The sequence below is a fragment of the Methanobrevibacter arboriphilus JCM 13429 = DSM 1125 genome (assembly GCF_002072215.1).
Classification (GTDB): domain Archaea; phylum Methanobacteriota; class Methanobacteria; order Methanobacteriales; family Methanobacteriaceae; genus Methanobinarius; species Methanobinarius arboriphilicus.
The window spans coordinates 326,638-344,534 of sequence record NZ_JXMW01000001.1 but is presented as its reverse complement, the minus strand read 5'-3'; the positions used below and the strand labels follow the sequence as shown (position 1 = coordinate 344,534).

Below are 17,897 nucleotides of genomic sequence, written 5' to 3'. Positions count from 1 at the left end.
ATTGTTTTATTATATTTATTTTTTAATTTAATCTTACATATTTTCTTTTTAGTTGTTGTTTTTTCTCTTTCTAATAGTTATTTCATTGTTTTTTTGTTGATTAGATTTTATTTTTTTATAATAATTATTTTACTTTTTAATACTTTTTTAATTTTAATTTAAATAACGGAGGGGGGTAGGTATTGTTTTTTGTTTTTATTCAGTAATATTTATATAGAAGTTTTTTTATATTATATATGTAACATAGTGAATGTTCACTTATTACATTTTTATATTTTTTAAATTCTCTTTTACTTGAGGTTGTTGTTTAAAAAATTGAGGTGATTTTTTGTCTTTAAAGAGATCTTCAAAAGAGGCTATTATTGAAACTACATTTTTATTATCTTTAAAAAAGGGTTTTGATAATGTATCAGTTAATGATATTGGGAAGCACACTTCTATGTGTGGTTCATCAGGGATTTATTATCATTTTAAGAAAAAGGAAGATTTATTAGATCATGTTATTGATAAATATGTTGTGGAAAATACTAATGCTTTTAAAAATGCACTTGATTCTCATAATGGGACATTAATTGAGAAATTAAGATTTGTTTTTTATTATCATGTTGGAATAAATATTTTAAGTGGTGATAATGTTCCATTAGCTGATTTAATTGATTATAAAGATTATTATCTTTTTTTCATGAATTCTTTCCATATTCGCCCTGTTTTTAGGGATAAACTTTATGAGTCTCGAAAAGGAAAGTTGGATTGTTTTGTTAAAAATTTATCTGATGATTCTTTGGAGGATGGTTTGTATATTTATGCTGTTTTAAGGGGATTTATTATTGATTGGATTTTATCTCCTGATTTCGAGTTGGATGTTAATATTGAGAGATATTGTAGAATGATTTTATCTGTTTTAGAAAAATAGCATAATTAAAATACTATTATTAAATAAAACTATTAAAATAATATTATTAGGTAGAATTAAAGTTGAATTATTAAAATTGGGTTATTAAATAGGCTTATTAAAATTTTATTATATTAAAATAGTTTTATTTGAAGTTATTATTTTACTTTTTTTCTGATTAACTTTTTATTTTATTATATTTTTTTGAGATGCCTCATGATTACAAGTTCAATGAACAAAAGCTGGAATTTAAGAATATATTTATACAAAATATTATATATTAAAATTTCTTAGAAATTGCTCATTTTAGTTTATATATATAAATTGAATAAAAATAATTCTGAGTCAACCTCTTTTTTTAAAAAAAGAATCATCATATTAATATATTAAAATAATCTAATATTTTTATATGATAGTAAATGCAGACTTACATATTCATAGCTGTTTTTCTATGGCAACTTCAAAAGATATGCTAATAGATAATATAGCTCCTCAAGCAAAGCTAAAGGGGCTTCAACTTATGGGTACTGGGGACGCTCTTCATCCTGGATGGTTAGATATAATTGAAAAAAGTACTGAATATGTTGGAGGCGGCATATACTCTACAGAACACTGTGATTTTATCCTTACTTCTGAAATTGAGGGTGAAAAGAAAATTCATCATCTTGTTATTATTCCTAATATTGAAATAGCTAAAGAAATAGGGGATAAGCTTGTTTCTAATAATAAATATAAAGATGGTCGTCCTAGGGCTAAAATGAATGGAAAAGAAATTATGGACTTAGCTAAAGAATATGATTGTTTAGTTGGTCCTGCTCATGCATTCACTCCTTGGACTGGTATGTACAAAACATTTGATAGTATTATCGATTGTTATGGTCGAGCACCTGATTTTTTAGAGCTAGGATTATCTGCAGATACTGATATGGCTGATACTATTGAAGAACTACAAAATATTCCATTTCTTTCAAATTCTGATGCTCATTCTCCATGGCCACATAGATTAGGTAGGGAGTTTAATCAAATAGAGCTTCAAGATATTTCATTCGAGTCTTTAAAGTCTTCAATTAAAAACAACAAAATTAAAGCAAACTATGGTCTTGTTCCGAATTTAGGTAAATATCACATGACTGCGTGTACTAAGTGTTATAAATTAATAGATCCTAACTTAGCTATTAAAAATAAAATGAAATGTAGTTGTGGAGGAACTATAAAAAGAGGTGTTGATTTTAGAATTTCTCAGATAGCTACTTGGGATACACCTCATCATCCTTCTCATCGTCCACCTTATATACACTTACTTCCTTTAGCTGAAATTATTAGCATGGTTTATGATAAGGGAGTTACAACAAAAACTGTTCAAGGTAAATGGAAAGAGTTAATTGATAATATTGGTAATGAAATTGAAATTTTGATTGATGCTCCAATAGATACAATATCTAAAGTCAATGAGGATCTTGTTCCTGCTATTGAATCTTTTAGAAATAGATCCTTATATATTAATCCTGGTGGTGGGGGAAAATATGGGGAAATCTCTTTTGATGAAAAACTAGCTGAAAAAAAAGTAGAAAAAGATAATAATGTTACTCTAGATAATTTTTAATTTAATAATTAGAATTTGAAAATAGAAAAAATGAGATTTTAATTCTATTTTCCTATTCTAAGGGCATTAGCTACTACTAAAAGTGTTAATCCCATATCACCAATCAAAACTGCTTCCCAAAGACTAACATAGCCAATTACTCCTAAAATTGCTAGAATAGATTTCACAGTTAGAGGTATTGCTATATTTTGCTTTATAATTCCCATTGTTTTTTTAGCTATATCAATTAAATAATTTACTTTTGATATATTATCTTGCATTAAAACTATATCTGCAGTTTCAACAGCTACATCTGCACCACCCATTCCCATAGCTATTCCTACATTAGCTCTTGCAAGTGAAGGAGTATCATTTACTCCATCTCCGACCATAGCTATATTTTCATATTCTTTACCTAATTCTTCAACAATATTAACTTTATCTTCTGGAAGAAGATTTGGATAGTAATTATCAAGTCCAAGTTTTTCTGCTACATTTTTAGCAGTCGCTGAATTATCTCCAGTTAACATAATAGTTTTAATGGATTTATCTTTGAGTTTTTCTATAGTTTTAGGACCATTTTCTCTTATTTTATCATTTAAATTGATAAAACCCAATATTTCATTTTCATTTCCAATAATAACACTAGTTTTTCCAATATTTTGGCTTTCTAGATTTAAGTTATTAATATCTTTTTTCAAATTCTCATTATAATCAAAAAGTTCTTTTTTACCAACATAGTATGTTTTCTGATTTATTTCTCCTTTTAATCCTTTTCCTGCTATAGATTTAAAATTTTCAACTTTAAAAGAGTTTATATTGTTATTTTTTTGATATTCATTAAATGCTTTTGCAATTGGATGTTTTGACTGATTTTCTAAACTACAAGCTATTTCTATCATCTCATTTTCTTTGAAATTATTTAGTGTGTTTATTTTACTGATTTCTAGCTTACCTTCAGTTAAAGTTCCAGTTTTATCAAACATAACAGCTTTTATCTCTGCTAATGCTTCAATATATTCTCCACCTTTAATAATTATTCCATTTTTAGTTCCTGCTGTAATTGCTGAAACAATAGAAACTGGGGTTGAAATAGCTATTGCACAAGGACAGGATATAACTAATAAAACTAATGCTCTGTATACCCATTCATTAAGAGGTTGTTTAAATATTAAAGTTGGTATTATTGCAACAAGCATGGCTAATACAATAACTGTTGGAGTGTAATATCTTGCGAATTTATCTATAAATAAGTCTATTTTTGCTTTCTTATCTTCTGATTCTTTTATTAAATCAATTATTTTTGAAAATATTGTTTCATTAGACTTTTTAGTAACTTTTATTTCGATATATCCATCTTCATTTATTGTAGAAGCGTAAACTTCGTCTCCTTCTCTTTTTGTAACTGCTAAACTTTCTCCTGTAATTGAAGACTGGTCAACAGAGGTAATTCCTTTTATAATAGATCCATCTATTGGAATTTTATCCCCTGGCTTCACTATTACAGTATCTCCAATGGATAAATCTTTAACATTAACTTCAACTTCTTCAAATTTATCATTAATTCCACTATTTCCAATTTTTCTTTTTACAGTTGCTATATCTGGAGATAGTTTAACTAATTTTGATAATGATCTTTTTGACCTGTCTAATGCATATGTTTCTAAATATTCGGCAAGGAAAAACAGAATCATTAATGTTGCACCTTCTCCTCCATCCCCAAGAAGAAATGCACCAAAGGTTGCTATTGTTATTAATAATTCTATTTTTACTTCTTTATTGAGTAGTGATGTTATACCGTGTTTTATTATGCCAGGCCCAACAATTAATACTACGATTAAATATATTATTTGAGATATTATGTCTTGATTAATATTGATTGATATATTAGAGATGGTTAGATTGAATAGATTAAAACTCATTGTAGATATAAAATATCCTATTACAAATATAAATATGCCTATTCCTAAAATAATCAATGGTTTTTTAGATTTTTTCTCTTCAATGCTATCTATGTTTTCAAGTATGCCTTGTTCACATGCACATCCTTGATGCTCATGATTGTTATTTTCATGATCACAACAATTATCTTGTTCATCGTTTTCTTCATGTTCTTGGCTGCAACAATCATCTTGTGTATTGTTTTCTTCATTTTCTTGGCTGCAACAATTGTCTTCATTTTCAATTTTTTCATTTTCATGGTCACAGCAGTTGTCTTCATTATTGTTTTCTTCATGGTCACAACAATTATCTTCGTTTTCTGATGCTGTTTTATTTTTAGAATCCATACTCATTCGCCTTTCTTATTATTGAGATAATTTCATCATTTTGTAATGAATAAAATGTTTGTTTATTTTCTTTTCTAAATTTAACAATGTCTTTATGTCTAAGTAGTCTTAATTGGTGTGAAATAGCTGATTGGCTCATATCTAATAGTAAAGATAGTTCACATACACAAAGTTCTTGATAGCTAAGTGCACAGAGTATTCTTATCCTATTATAGTCTCCAAGTAGTTTAAATAGATTAGATATGTCATGATATGTACTATCTTTTGACATTTTCTTTGTTACTTCAGCAATAAGATCTTCTCTAATACTTTTAATTTCACAACCTTGATTTGACATATGAACATATATTCATATATTCATATTTAAAGTTTTCTATCTTAAAGTCTTTTAATTACTAAAATTTTTTATAGACATTTTTATTTAATATACAATTAAAAATTAGATAAGAGTAAAAATTTAGATAAAAGTAAAAATTAGCTTAAAATGAATATTTATAATATTAAATATATTATAATAACAGTTTATACTATAATATAGTTATCAAAAATCAGTTGTGTATTTTTAAAACAAGTTGTATAGTTTTAAATCCTTTTGTTGTTAATATATACTCTCCATGGTCTTGTTTTTGAAATATTAAATCATTTTCTATTAGCTTGTTTATATGGAATATGAGATTTCCTCCTTTCAAATTTGTTATATTAGAAAGGGATGAAAAACTCTGTGGCTCAAGAGCTATTGATTTTAATATTTTCAACCGTTTTTCATGAGATATTGGGTCTAAAAAACCTTTAACAATCTTTTCTTCATTAATTTCAGATATTTTCTTCTGATCTTCTTCTTTTTGATTATCATAAATCTTGAATGATTTAATTAAGTTTATTTGATTTTCAAACATGTCAGAAACTTCATTAAAACACACATCACACTCTTCTTTTTTACTAACTTTTCTTAAATCTTCTAATTCTGTTTTAATTTCACCTATTTTTTCTGGTGTCATATTTTCTGGATTTAAATCAAGAGTATACCTTTTCAAATATTTTTTAAATACATTTTTACATTGTTGTTTCATATCACAATGATTAACCATTCTTCTTTCTAATTCAGGATCCATTTTATCTATCATATATCCATTCATAGATCCAATGAATTCATTTTTGAGGTTTGAATACATTAAATTTAGATATTCTTCATTAGACTTTTCAATCATATTCTTCATATCTTTTTGAATGTCTCTAATCATATCTTTCATTTCAGCTATTTCTCCATAATCGGCATGAATACTCAAATCATTTACTTTTTCTATTCTTTTTTCAACTTTTTTTTCATTGGTAGCGTTATTTCCCATCATTTCCCCTTTTTATTTATTTTTATATTTTATTAATTTTTAAAAAATTATAATAAAATTGTTATAAAATTATTATAAAATACTATAAAATTTTAGTTACTTCAATATATTTAACTACATTTTTATGACGATTAAGTATATATTTATATTTATATATAAATTATTTTATAGAATATTTAGATTTTCTATAATATTAGAAATTTTTAAAATAGTTTTAACTGTTTAATAAATTATTTTATAAGCTATTTTATTAATTATTTTATTAATAATTTGAACAATAAAAGAAATTAAATAAAAAAATTAAATATTCTATATTTTTAATATAAAAATAAATTTAAAAGAGGTAAAATTATGTCTGTAAAAGAAGATATATATGAACAAATTGTTGGAGCACTAAAAGGAGCTAATTTTCCCATTCAATCACCAGAAGAATTATTTGATGCATTGCCTGATGGTCCAAATACCACATGTAAATCAGGAGATGTATCTTTAAAAGCATCTGACGCAGGAAAAGTATTATCTGAAGATGATTTTCCATTTGAATCAGCTGAAGATGTTGCTTCAACTATTGTTAATAAAGCTGGACTTTAATTAATAAATTGTCCTTAATTAATAGTTTTTCCTAATTAATTAGTAAATTTTTCTAATTAAATAAAAAACTTATATTCTAACCTATTTTCATATTTCAATTTATTTCTATATTTTAAATATTTTTATATTTCAATTTATTTTTATATTTTAAATATTTTCATTTTTTAAATTATTTTCATAATTTAAAATATTCTAATTTTTAAATTAATATTTAATAAAATTATAAAAATTTATAAAATTTTAAAAGAATAAAATTTGATAAGCAAAAGAAAGTAAAATAAGATAATAAAAAAGAGCAGAATAGGTAAAAAGAGTAAAATAATTAACAAAAAGAATATAAGGATAAATAAATTATCCTTAATTATTAATATTGTTTCTATGAACTATTATATAATAATTAAAATTCAAATATACTATTAAAGTATACTTAAAAGTATATTGAATTAATTTTATAATAGCTTTTAATTAATTTTTAGCTATTTTTTTCATTATAGATTAATCCAGTTGCTCTTGAAGAGAACATAACAAGATATGGGTTGATAACTAATAAAGTAATTATAAATCCTATAAATGGTATTAAATTGATTATTCCCATAATAAATACAACAATAAATAATATTATGAACAATAAAATATACCATACAATATAATTTCCCCATCCAATTTTTTTAATTGTATTGAATATTTCACCAAATTTAAATGCAGCACCCATATTTCCTTTTTCTGCAAATCTAGCAATACCAATAGTTATAATCAATGTTGTTATGATGAATAAAATAATTCCAACAATCATTACTGCGAAAAATGAAGCAAATAAGTTAAAAGCTAATTCATCTGAAATAGCTCCTCCACTGAGAGCTATTATTTGAGCTAAATTATTGAATGCTCCGCTTGCGATAGCTACTAATATAGTTATTATAACTGGTATTATGTAATATACTATTGAAATAATTAAAATTTTTAGCCCATTCAAAATATTATTGCCGATTTCAAACGATGGAATTGTGTCTATATTATTGACAGTATTCTTAATTATACTAAAACTATATCCCATTATAATTAAATTTATTATAAAACTTATAATAGAAACTATAGTAAGTACTATTCCAGTAAAACCAATACTATTTAAGCTTATTCCAATAGCAGGAATAACTAAAACGATATTAGCTATTATAGTTAACAATCCTAAGATTAATACATTTTGCCAATTATTTGATGGATATGTTAATCCATCTTTAAAAATTTCTACGATTTTCATTTATTAAACTCCTTTATGTTTTAAATATAAGTCTAACTTATATAAGCTTAACTTATACTAATTATTATTTTGTTTATACTATATTTAATTCTTTCTCAATTTTATTGAAACTTTTTAAAGTTAATTAGTATAATATTCATTTTGTTTATAAAAACAAGTAGTGATAAATGGAAATATTTAAAATATAAAGTATTCAATATTTAAGATATTTGTATAAATGATATAGACTATATTTTTAAACATATAAAATCAGAGATTTTATTAAATAATAAAAATATTTATATAATTCTTAAATAATAATTTATTTTATATATATTATAATGGATTTCATATAATAATGGGGAAGAATATGAGAAAGTATTATCTTGATGTTTTAAGACTATTAGCAATTTTTTTTGTGATTATTCTACATATCTTTTTAATTTATTCTACTTTACCCTATTATATAAAACAGGGGAGCAATGACTTTTTAACTTATGTAATTATACTATTTTTAGTTTGGTTAATGCCTTTATTGTTTACTATTGCAGGAATAACTTCTTTTTATTCTTTAAGAAAGAGAAGTATCGGAGAATATCTTAAAGAAAGAGTTCAAAGATTATTAATTCCATTTATAGCGGCAATGTTTCTTTTAAATCCAATTTTGTCTTTTTATGGGCTGAAATTTCATGAAAATATTCAAATTAACTATTTAGAGTTTTATCCTCTTTTTTTTAAGGTTACAGATCTTACAGGATATGATGGTGGTTTAACTCTTGGACCAGCATGGTTTATTTTGTTTTTGTTTATAGTTTCATGTTTAGCTGTACCAGTTATTCTATTATTAAGAAAATATAAGATTGATTTAAGTAATAAGGACTTTTCAATTTTTACAATAATTTTATTAGGTATTATTCCAGTTATTTTGTATCCTATACTTAGTAGTGGAGAAGGAAAAAGTATTGGAATGTCTTTTGCTTTCTTTTTACTGGGATATTATGTTTTGTCAAATGATAATGTTATGATGAAACTTGAAAAAAATAAATGGTTATTAGGAATATTAACTTTATTATTGACAGCTGTTTTCGTGATTGGAGCTATATATTTCGGAAGTATTTTTGGACCTATATCTTTTTATTATCAAGCATTTTATGGCTGGGTTTGTATTCTTTTATTATTAATAATAGGCAAAATGTTTTTAAATAAAACAAGTAATACCCTTCAATATTTGTCTGAATCATCCTTTACAATATATATTTTCCATGAATCAATACTTGTTGCAGTTGCTTTTTATATAATACAAATAACTTCAAATATTTATATTCAGATGATCTTAATATTTATATTAACTGTATCGTTATCTATTGGTTTTTATGCACTGTGTCAACGATTTAAGTTAACTAGGTTTATTTTTGGAATAAAATAAGTATGATTTACATTTTTAGATTAAATAATCATGATAAAACACACTTTAAAAATAATGTAATGGATAGAATCTGAACTTTTGATTTTAAGATTTTTACTTTTTAACTTCTACTGATGTTGATGTAATAAATAAAATTTATCTGTGAATTTTTAATAGGTAAAATTGATAAAAAGGATATATAATTATATACTTTGAAAAACATAATTTAATAATGCAATAGTTAGAACAATATTATTTGATGATTTATTATTTTTTCTTAAAACAAACATTATCATATAATACTAAAATATTTTTAGTATTTTTCACTGATTTTTTTTGAATAGATATTTTAAAAAATCTTTTTTATTAACTAATTAATATTGCATTATTAAAAAATATATCTCTAAAATTTAAAATGGAAGTGATTTTATAATGTTTGATAGAAACAACAGAAATAATAGAAATAATAATTATAGAAACAATAATAACAATTATAGAAACAATAACAGTAACTATGGAAACAATAATAATAGTTATAGTAATGCCCCTGTAAATGTAGGGGAAACATATGATGTTAAAATAGAGGACATAGGTCGATCTGGGGATGGAATAGCTAAAGTAGATGGTTATATTCTTTTTGTACCTAATACTAAAAAAGATCAAGAAGTTAAAATAAAAGTTACTGCAACTAAACGAAACCTTGGATTCGCAGAATTAGTAGAATAATAATACATTTTTATTATTCATCTTTTTTATTTTTTTCATTTACCCTATTTTTAAATTGAGTATTTAAAATATTACTTTTTTTATGAATAATATTTACTTCAAATAAAAGCATATTAACCTAATTTTTATATACGAGTATATTATTAATTCTTTATTATAATTCTTCATAGTTAGCTATACTACAATACTAAGACAATAAGAATTTTCAATATAAAGATATATTAAAACAAGCAATATTTCTATTTTTCCTTTATTTTTCATGTTGAATTGGTTATTTATAGCTTTTCTTTTGTCAATTGTTTTTCAATGTCTTTGAACCTTTATGTAAATATAAGTATGTAAAATAATTATTAAATGAAGAATCTCAATATTGAATTTATATAGAAGCTATATATTATTTTTAATTCTGAATATTTGGAATAAGATAAAAAAATAAAAAAGATATTTAAGAACTTTGAGGAAATTTGAACTTTTGATTTTAAGATTTTTTCATTTTTTTAATTATCATTTTTTTTAGTTTATTTGTTTTTCTTAAGTAGCCATGTTAAAGCTATAATGCTGTTTTCTAAATCATAAACTCCATCTTCATGTTCTTGAACATAATTATTAAATAATACACTTAATTCAGGATATTTTTCTTTTAATTCTTCTGCTCTTTTAGATATTAGTTCAGTATTAAGTTTGTTAATACTAGAAAATTTTTTACCATCCGATAAAATTTCATTAATAATTTCTAATCCATTTAAATTAAATAATTCTATCCATTTATCATATTTTAGATAGACATGTTTATCATATCTTAAGTTTTTTTCAAGTGAATTATCTTCAAGATATCCTCCATCGAATATGATGTATCCATTAGGTTTTATAATTTTTGAAAGTTTGTTTATTGTTTCTTCAGGACTTCCTAGAATATTTCCTCCTCCACAAAACAATACTAAATCCCAATTTCTTTCATTTATAATTGTATTGTTCACATCATCGACTTTTAATTCATAAAAATCATTTTTTAGTCCATGTTCTAAAGATTTTTTCCTAGCTTCTTCAATAAATTCTGGTATAATATCAACTATTTTGATATATGCTCCTGTCTCTTTAGCTAAAGGTATTGAAACTCCTCCTTTACCTCCTGCAAGATCTAAAATTCTGATTTTATCAGAATTTTCTATATTATCTTTTATTATTTTCAATGTTAAAATTTAATGAGTGGACTTGGAAGGATTCGAACCTTTAATAGCAAGATTAAGATTTGTTAGCGGATTTAAGTGTTTCTAGCTTATTTGAACTAGTTTTTAATGTATTATATTAGTTTTATTTTTAGAAATAATAAAAAATAGAGAATTAAAAATTGAAAAATAATAAATATTTTTTTTATTGTAAAGTTTTTTATTTAGTGCCATTGTGGTCTTAGCTTTTGTTGAAGTGAATGTTTTACTTGATTCAATTTTATTGTATTCGGAATCATCATTAAAACTTGTTTTAATAGTATATTTAGCTACAGTAAGTATTATATTTTAAAATAGAACAAAAAGATTTTCATACAGTGATAGTTAGCTTATTATTTCTTTTATAGCTTCAAGGTTGGCATCTATTATTTCATCTACATCACTATCAGATAGAGTCATCCATAAGTTTATAAATCCTTTAATATTGGTAAAAAGAAATAAAGCCATTTTATTTGGACTAATATTAATATCTAATTCTTTTTTGTATATAAATTCATCCACTAATTCTTTAAAAATTTGAATTACATTGTGAGTTGTATTATCAAATAGATCTCTATATTCTGGATGTTGATGATAAATACTATTAATCATTAAATAGTATTTTTTATAATCAATTGTTTCACCATTTATTTTTTGAATAGGTATCTTATTATTCTGAATATCAATGCCTATGGAACGATAATATATGAATTTTAATTTTTCAATAAATGTGCCTTCGAACTCATAATAAAGTTTTTTTAATTCGATGGTTTTTTCTACAAAGTATTTTTGTATCATATAAAATAAAATAGCATCCTTATTTTTGTAATGATGATAAATAGAACTAGCGGCGATTCCAGATTTTTCTTTAATTTGTTTTATAGAAACATTATCATATCCATATTCCATGGATAATAGAAAAGTAGATTCAACAATTTTATCTTTTGTATTCATTAAGATCTCCCCGAATAAATATAATAATTATATAGTCAAACAATTACTTATATATTATAGTGTTAATGCACAAATAAATAAAAAATTCAGTTAGTATATCTAAAAACATTTATATATATGAATAAACTAAGAATATAATAAGTCATAAATGGAACGAAGATCTGTTCCAATATATCAAGATTTAATTTTTTATAAAAATTAAATCTAAAATAATATGACTTTGAATAAAAAGATTGGTATAAAAATAATATTAATTTATTCTCCCCCGAATAATAAATTAAATTATAAATCAATCTTTTTATTCTAAATATAATATTTTTAGGTTGCTAAATTTTTAGTTTTCTGAGAGCTTTTTTATGCTTTCTAATTCATTAATTCCATGTTTTATGAATTTTATCTAAAGTACTAAAACAATGAGAATTTGCAGTCTTAGTAAGTTTTCGATGTAACCATCTATTAAAAGAGTTATTATCTGCATTTCTTTCATATTTTCAATTAAACTATTAATAATTTCTTCTACTAGTTTATTGTTTGAAGATAGTATTATTATTAAGATATATAATTTATTATTGATTCTATTATTTTTTAGTTAATATTTTTTCTTTTTTTATTTCCTATTCATCATATAAAATATTATTAGTATTGATTTTTAGTTTTACTCTCTGATTTTTCTACAAATTTCTATATTTTCAACTTTTAAAGTTTATTAATGCTTATTGGTGGGCTTTCTAGAAATTTAGTATTTTTTTATTTATTTCATGGATTATATTTTTTTTATTTATTTTCAAGTATTAAAGTGTGATAAATATAAACAAAAATCTCTTAAAATACTTAATTATATAACTCTTTAGAATAGTATTAGATTTATGAAAAGAATGTAAATTATAAATGATTCATATTACAACTACTTTTCAATCTATTGATTTTAATTATATATATTTATATATGGGAGACAATATAGATAAAAAATCAACAGATTGGAAAGTAATTAAACTTTTAAATTGAATATAAATTATTTTGAAAGATAATAAGCGTAATAATTAATTTTATTTGTCTATTATTAAAATAAATAGTAAATAATTCACTATTTGAAAAATGAACCTGAATTATCAATAATCAACAAACGGACTTGGGGAGGGGAATTTAAACCCTCGATCTACTGATTATGGCCTATTTTCAAAGTTTTTACTTGTTTTAAGATATTTTAAGATTATTTGAGGCTGTATTTCACTCAATGATTTAATAAAAAGAGATTTTGTTTCTGAACCCCATTTTTCAAAATCAATTAATAAGTTATTTGAATTTTTTATATAATTATCATATTCTATTATTCTTTTAATTTCTCTGAATTCATAAGAACAAAAGAGATTGAATAATTTATTTTTAATATTAATTCTTAATTCCCTTTTATCTTCTGCATGTACATTTATGTATTCTAACTGTTTCAAATTTTTAATATTTTCTATTAATCTTTCATCAGTATGTGGATTTTTATCATATTCATTTTTTTCATGATTTAAACCCTTTAGAATATTTTTATTATTAATAATTAGTTGAAATTTAAATATTTATTAAATAATCTTTTTATTCTCAAAATATTATTTTTACTTTTTTAATAATATTGTTAATCTATTAATTAATAATGGAATGATTTAATAAACTAAAAATAAGTTCTCATCTGAATAAAAAACATATATAACAATTACGACAAAATACTATTCTAATTAGAATCTATATTGATTTTCAATGAAAATATCAACATTATTAAAAAAATAATTCTTAAAAGTAATAATAAAATTTTATGGTTACATCATAATATATTTGCTAATGTTAAAATTTAGAGTTAAAGATTTAAAAATGGAATATAAAAAAAATAAAAAATGGGTGGAAATAGATTTTTCATAGTTTCTATTTTTTATTTTAGTTTTTTCTTGCTTTATATGCAACTCCAAATATCATTACTAATAGACCTAAAATTAAAGGTAGTGCAGGAGCACCAGTGGATTTCATTGATACTTTTTGTACATTGGCAGATGTTTTAACTGGATTTTTAGTGATGTTGTTTATTCGTGAATCAATATATACAGTTACATTAGTAGTATTTGATATTTCTGAATTGTATTCGTTTTGAGTTATTATTGTTGCTTCATTAGTAAGGGTTTTACCTACTAAAGAAATTTTAGGAGTGACATATAGTAATAATGTCGCACTAGCATCATTAGCAATTGTTCCTACATTCCATATTCCAGTAGCACTGTTGTAGTTTCCTTGGCTTGCTGTGTAACCATTAAAGGTTAAACCAGCAGGTATAAAATCAGAAACTTTAACACCAGTAGCAGTATCTGGGCCATGATTAGTTGCTATTATAATATATCTAAATTGCTGACCCACCCTAGGAGCAGTATTGCTTGTAGTTTTAGATAATACTACATTAGCTTTAGGAACATGGATAGTTACATTAACAGACTGTCCAGGTATTGTTGCATTGTTAATTAAATTTTTACCAGCTACAGAAGCTTTAGGAGTGACATATAGTAATAATGTCGCACTAGTACCATTAGCAATTGTTCCTACATTCCATATTCCAGTAGTACTATTGTAGTTTCCTTGGCTTGCTGTGTAACCATTAAAGGTTAAACCAGCAGGTATAAAATCAGTCACTTTAACACCAGTAGCAGTATCTGAACCATTATTATTCACTATTATAGTGTAAATAAATTTTTCGCCAACATTAGGTGTAGGATTGCTAGTAGTTATATTTAAGACTAAATTAGCTATAACAGCAGGAACAAATACAGTTACATTAGCAGTTTGGTTTGTATTTATTAATGTTACATTTTTAGTGACGTTTGTACCATTTACAGATGATGTGGGGGTAACAAACAGTTGTAATATTGCACTAGCACCACTAGCGAGGGTTTCGATATTCCATATGTCAGTTGCACTATTATAAGTTCCTTGACTTGATATATAACCGTTAAAATTAAAGCCGGGAGGTATTCCATCAATCAACTGAACATCAGTAGCATCGTCTGGGCCATTGTTAGTCACAATTATAATGTAAATAAACTCTTTACCAACTTTAGGTGTAGAATTACTAGCAGTAATGTTTAGATTCATTGTATAATTCAAGAAAGGTATTACAGTTATACTTGAATTACCTGCCACATCGTTTGATGCTGGACCAGAAGTGGAACCCCACCAGTTAGATGTAGCAATTATTATTCCTCCATTCTGTACTGTGTTTGTGGTGAGGATATTATTAGTTCCATTTATTTCTGCATAATTGTAGATTGCATTACCATTAGGTGCAGTGTTACCTACAATTGTGTTGTTAGTTACTGTTAAAGTTCCAGCACCATTTTGTATGGTGTTTGTAGTTAATGTGTTGTCAGTTGTGTTTATTATTGCATTATTGTCTATTGCTCCACCGTTATTTGTTGCTGTATTGCCAGCAAGTGTATTATGAGTTATTGTGAATGTTCCACCATTCTGTGCAGTATTATCTGTGAGTGTACTAGCAGCTACAATTGATGCTGCATCATTATAGATAGCACCACCATTCTGTGCAATATTACCAATAATAACACTATTGTTAATAGATAATGTTCCACCATTACGTGCTACAGTACTACCTGTAAGTGTACTATTATTAATAGTTATTTTACCACCATTATAAATAGCACCACCATTGTTTGTTGCAATGTTGCCAATGAATGTACTGTTTTTTATGGTTAATACTCCACCATTATGTGTTGCAGTACTTGTAGTAAGTGTACTACTATTAGTTATGATTATTGTAGCATCATTATAGATAGCACCACCATTCTGTGCATTATTGTTTCTGAAGGTACTGTTAGTTACTGTCAATGTTCCACCATTGTATGTTGCAGTATTACTTGTAAGTGTACTATTATTAATAGTTATTTTACCACCATTATAAATAGCACCACCATTATCTGTTGCATTGTTATTTATGAATGTAGTGTTGCTTATTACTACTGTTCCACCATTAGCAGGTATTGTGTTTCCTACAACTGTGGTTGTGTTAGTTATATTTATTGATGCATCATTATAGATAGCCCCACCATTTTGTGCATTATTTTCTCGGAATATGCAGTTGTTGATATTTAAAGTTCCATTGTTGTATATAGCACCACCGAAGGTTCCTTGACCTTTGGTAATTATTAAATTCTGCAGTTTAACTATCACACCACTATTTATTATAAATATTGTTCCAAGGTTATTACCATTTATAGTGGCATATCCATTGTTAAATACATTGAAATCCAAATTTTTGTCAATAACAAGATTATATTCAAAAAAAGTTGCTCCATTTTCAAGCATTATAGTGTCACCGCTTAAAGCAACACTAATAGCATCAGCTATTGTGCTGTAAATGTAACCTGGAGGATTACCTCCACGAGCTACAGGAACCCCATCTTTATAGATTTGAGGGTCTTTTAATGTTTGATTACTTTTCGAATTCAATGAATTAGATGTTTCATTACTATTATTGGATGTTTTTGATGTGTTCTTGGCAGTTGTCTGTGAATCCTCTAATTCTGTATTAGATACTATTGAATTGTTTGATTGAACTACCGTATTGTTAGATGTTTCCTGAGCAGCTTGAACATCAGTGACAATGCATGAAAATAGTAAAATCAATGTTAAAAGCAGTAAAGGAACCATAATTTTAGCTTTATTATATTCTTTAATAGAGTTAAAATTGTCTTCTTTGGCAATTGTTTGTTTTCTAATTTTTTCATCTCCTTTATATTTTTTAGGATATGGAATATATTGTAGAACTCTAATCATAGAATTCTAATCGATGAATAAGTAGTAGAAAACATTTATACTATCAAATATCCACAATCGAATACGATCAAAACTTGATTTATAAAAGAACACATAAATATTTTTATTTTATAAAGATTGGATTTTGATAATGATAATAAAATATACTCCAATAAAGTATACTCAAATAAAATATACTCCATAACCATATTATATTTAGTACACCATAAGTAATAAAATTTTTGATTATTTTTTAAAAAAAACGGATTTAAGAATAATAATAAAAAAAATAAAAAATAATATTAGATTTTATGGGAAATAAGTCCAAATTAAACAATTTTTAGCTTAAGAACAATAGCAATATAACCAAAACTTTTTTTAAATTTAAATGAATTTCAATACATTTTAGTATCTCTAAAAATTTTAAAGAAATAAAAATGCCACGACCTAAACATTTCTTGATATTGGCAGTAGTGAATAAAAATTTAAAGTCATGAAAATTCTTTAAAAATTACATTATTTCCCATATTAATATTAATTTTCATGAAAATAATACCTAAAAAGTAAGAATACATAATTTATTTTTTTTCATGAAAATGAATTAAAGAAAATAATTATAACTAAAAAACGATGAAAATAGACAATATTAAAATAGACAATATTATTTAAATATGGACTTCTATTAAAAATCAAATATTATATACAAAACTTGTGAAGAATATTACGAATAGTAATTATGATAATATTAGTAATAATAATATAAAATATATGGAATGAACTTATACTCTGAAATTTGATGAAATAAAAATTTTTAAGTTTTTAATAAATTAGATAATAAAATAAACAAAAAAATCAGAAAAAATAAAAGAAGATG

The 17,897-nt window shown here is 24.2% G+C and carries 13 protein-coding genes; 5 read left to right on the top strand and 8 right to left on the bottom strand.

Annotation, left to right across the window (positions count from 1 at the left end; genetic code table 11):
* Nucleotides 1-328: 328 nt before the first annotated feature.
* Both MBBAR_RS01475 and MBBAR_RS01470 read left to right on the top strand, forming a co-directional pair.
* A complete protein-coding gene (locus MBBAR_RS01475; RefSeq protein ID WP_080459502.1) occupies nt 329-913 on the top strand; it encodes a TetR/AcrR family transcriptional regulator in 585 nt (194 codons plus the stop codon).
* 388 nt (nt 914-1,301) lie between these two features.
* The gene (locus MBBAR_RS01470) at nt 1,302-2,495 is read left to right on the top strand and encodes a TIGR00375 family protein (protein ID WP_080459501.1); all 1,194 of its coding nucleotides are present in this window, start codon (nt 1,302-1,304) and stop codon (nt 2,493-2,495) included.
* Nucleotides 2,496-2,539: 44 nt separating this feature from the next.
* Here MBBAR_RS01470 and MBBAR_RS01465 read toward each other — a convergent pair whose 3' ends face one another.
* The 3 genes from MBBAR_RS01465 to MBBAR_RS01455 form a co-directional block, all read right to left on the bottom strand.
* Nucleotides 2,540-4,762: a heavy metal translocating P-type ATPase gene (locus MBBAR_RS01465; protein WP_080459500.1), complete on the bottom strand. Its 2,223-nt coding sequence runs from the start codon at nt 4,760-4,762 to the stop codon at nt 2,540-2,542.
* A complete protein-coding gene (locus MBBAR_RS01460) occupies nt 4,752-5,099 on the bottom strand; it encodes an ArsR/SmtB family transcription factor (protein WP_080459499.1) in 348 nt (115 codons plus the stop codon). Before MBBAR_RS01460 ends, MBBAR_RS01465 begins: the two co-directional genes overlap by 11 nt.
* Nucleotides 5,100-5,310: 211 nt before the next feature.
* Nucleotides 5,311-6,108, bottom strand: a complete 798-nt coding sequence (locus tag MBBAR_RS01455) for a winged helix-turn-helix domain-containing protein (protein ID WP_158082499.1) — start codon at nt 6,106-6,108, stop codon at nt 5,311-5,313.
* 351 nt (nt 6,109-6,459) lie between these two features.
* On the opposite strand from MBBAR_RS01455, the gene MBBAR_RS01450 reads away from it, so the two are divergent.
* Nucleotides 6,460-6,699 carry an MTH865 family protein gene (locus MBBAR_RS01450; RefSeq protein WP_080459497.1) on the top strand — a complete coding sequence of 80 codons (240 nt, stop codon included), beginning with the start codon at nt 6,460-6,462 and terminating at the stop codon, nt 6,697-6,699.
* Between the two features lie 472 nt (nt 6,700-7,171).
* Here MBBAR_RS01450 and MBBAR_RS01445 read toward each other — a convergent pair whose 3' ends face one another.
* A complete protein-coding gene (locus MBBAR_RS01445) occupies nt 7,172-7,957 on the bottom strand; it encodes a DUF4013 domain-containing protein (RefSeq protein WP_080459496.1) in 786 nt (261 codons plus the stop codon).
* A gap of 349 nt (nt 7,958-8,306) precedes the next feature.
* Between MBBAR_RS01445 and MBBAR_RS01440 the strand changes: the two genes are divergently transcribed.
* Together MBBAR_RS01440 and MBBAR_RS01435 are read left to right on the top strand one after the other, a co-directional pair.
* Nucleotides 8,307-9,362 carry an acyltransferase family protein gene (locus MBBAR_RS01440; RefSeq protein WP_158082498.1) on the top strand — a complete coding sequence of 352 codons (1,056 nt, stop codon included), beginning with the start codon at nt 8,307-8,309 and terminating at the stop codon, nt 9,360-9,362.
* A gap of 411 nt (nt 9,363-9,773) precedes the next feature.
* Nucleotides 9,774-10,067, top strand: a complete 294-nt coding sequence (locus MBBAR_RS01435; protein WP_080459494.1) for a TRAM domain-containing protein — start codon at nt 9,774-9,776, stop codon at nt 10,065-10,067.
* A 518-nt stretch (nt 10,068-10,585) separates the two neighbouring features.
* Here MBBAR_RS01435 and MBBAR_RS01430 read toward each other — a convergent pair.
* From MBBAR_RS01430 to MBBAR_RS01415, 4 genes are all read right to left on the bottom strand, one after another.
* Nucleotides 10,586-11,257 (bottom strand): class I SAM-dependent methyltransferase, encoded by a 672-nt coding sequence (locus MBBAR_RS01430; RefSeq protein WP_158082497.1) that lies wholly within the window; start codon nt 11,255-11,257, stop codon nt 10,586-10,588.
* A 360-nt stretch (nt 11,258-11,617) separates the two neighbouring features.
* A complete protein-coding gene (locus tag MBBAR_RS01425) occupies nt 11,618-12,226 on the bottom strand; it encodes a TetR/AcrR family transcriptional regulator (protein WP_080459492.1) in 609 nt (202 codons plus the stop codon).
* Nucleotides 12,227-13,389: 1,163 nt separating this feature from the next.
* Nucleotides 13,390-13,674 (bottom strand): hypothetical protein, encoded by a 285-nt coding sequence (locus tag MBBAR_RS01420; protein ID WP_080459491.1) that lies wholly within the window; start codon nt 13,672-13,674, stop codon nt 13,390-13,392.
* Nucleotides 13,675-14,146: 472 nt separating this feature from the next.
* The gene (locus MBBAR_RS01415; RefSeq protein ID WP_080459490.1) at nt 14,147-17,044 is read right to left on the bottom strand and encodes a DUF11 domain-containing protein; all 2,898 of its coding nucleotides are present in this window, start codon (nt 17,042-17,044) and stop codon (nt 14,147-14,149) included.
* Nucleotides 17,045-17,897: the final 853 nt, after the last annotated feature.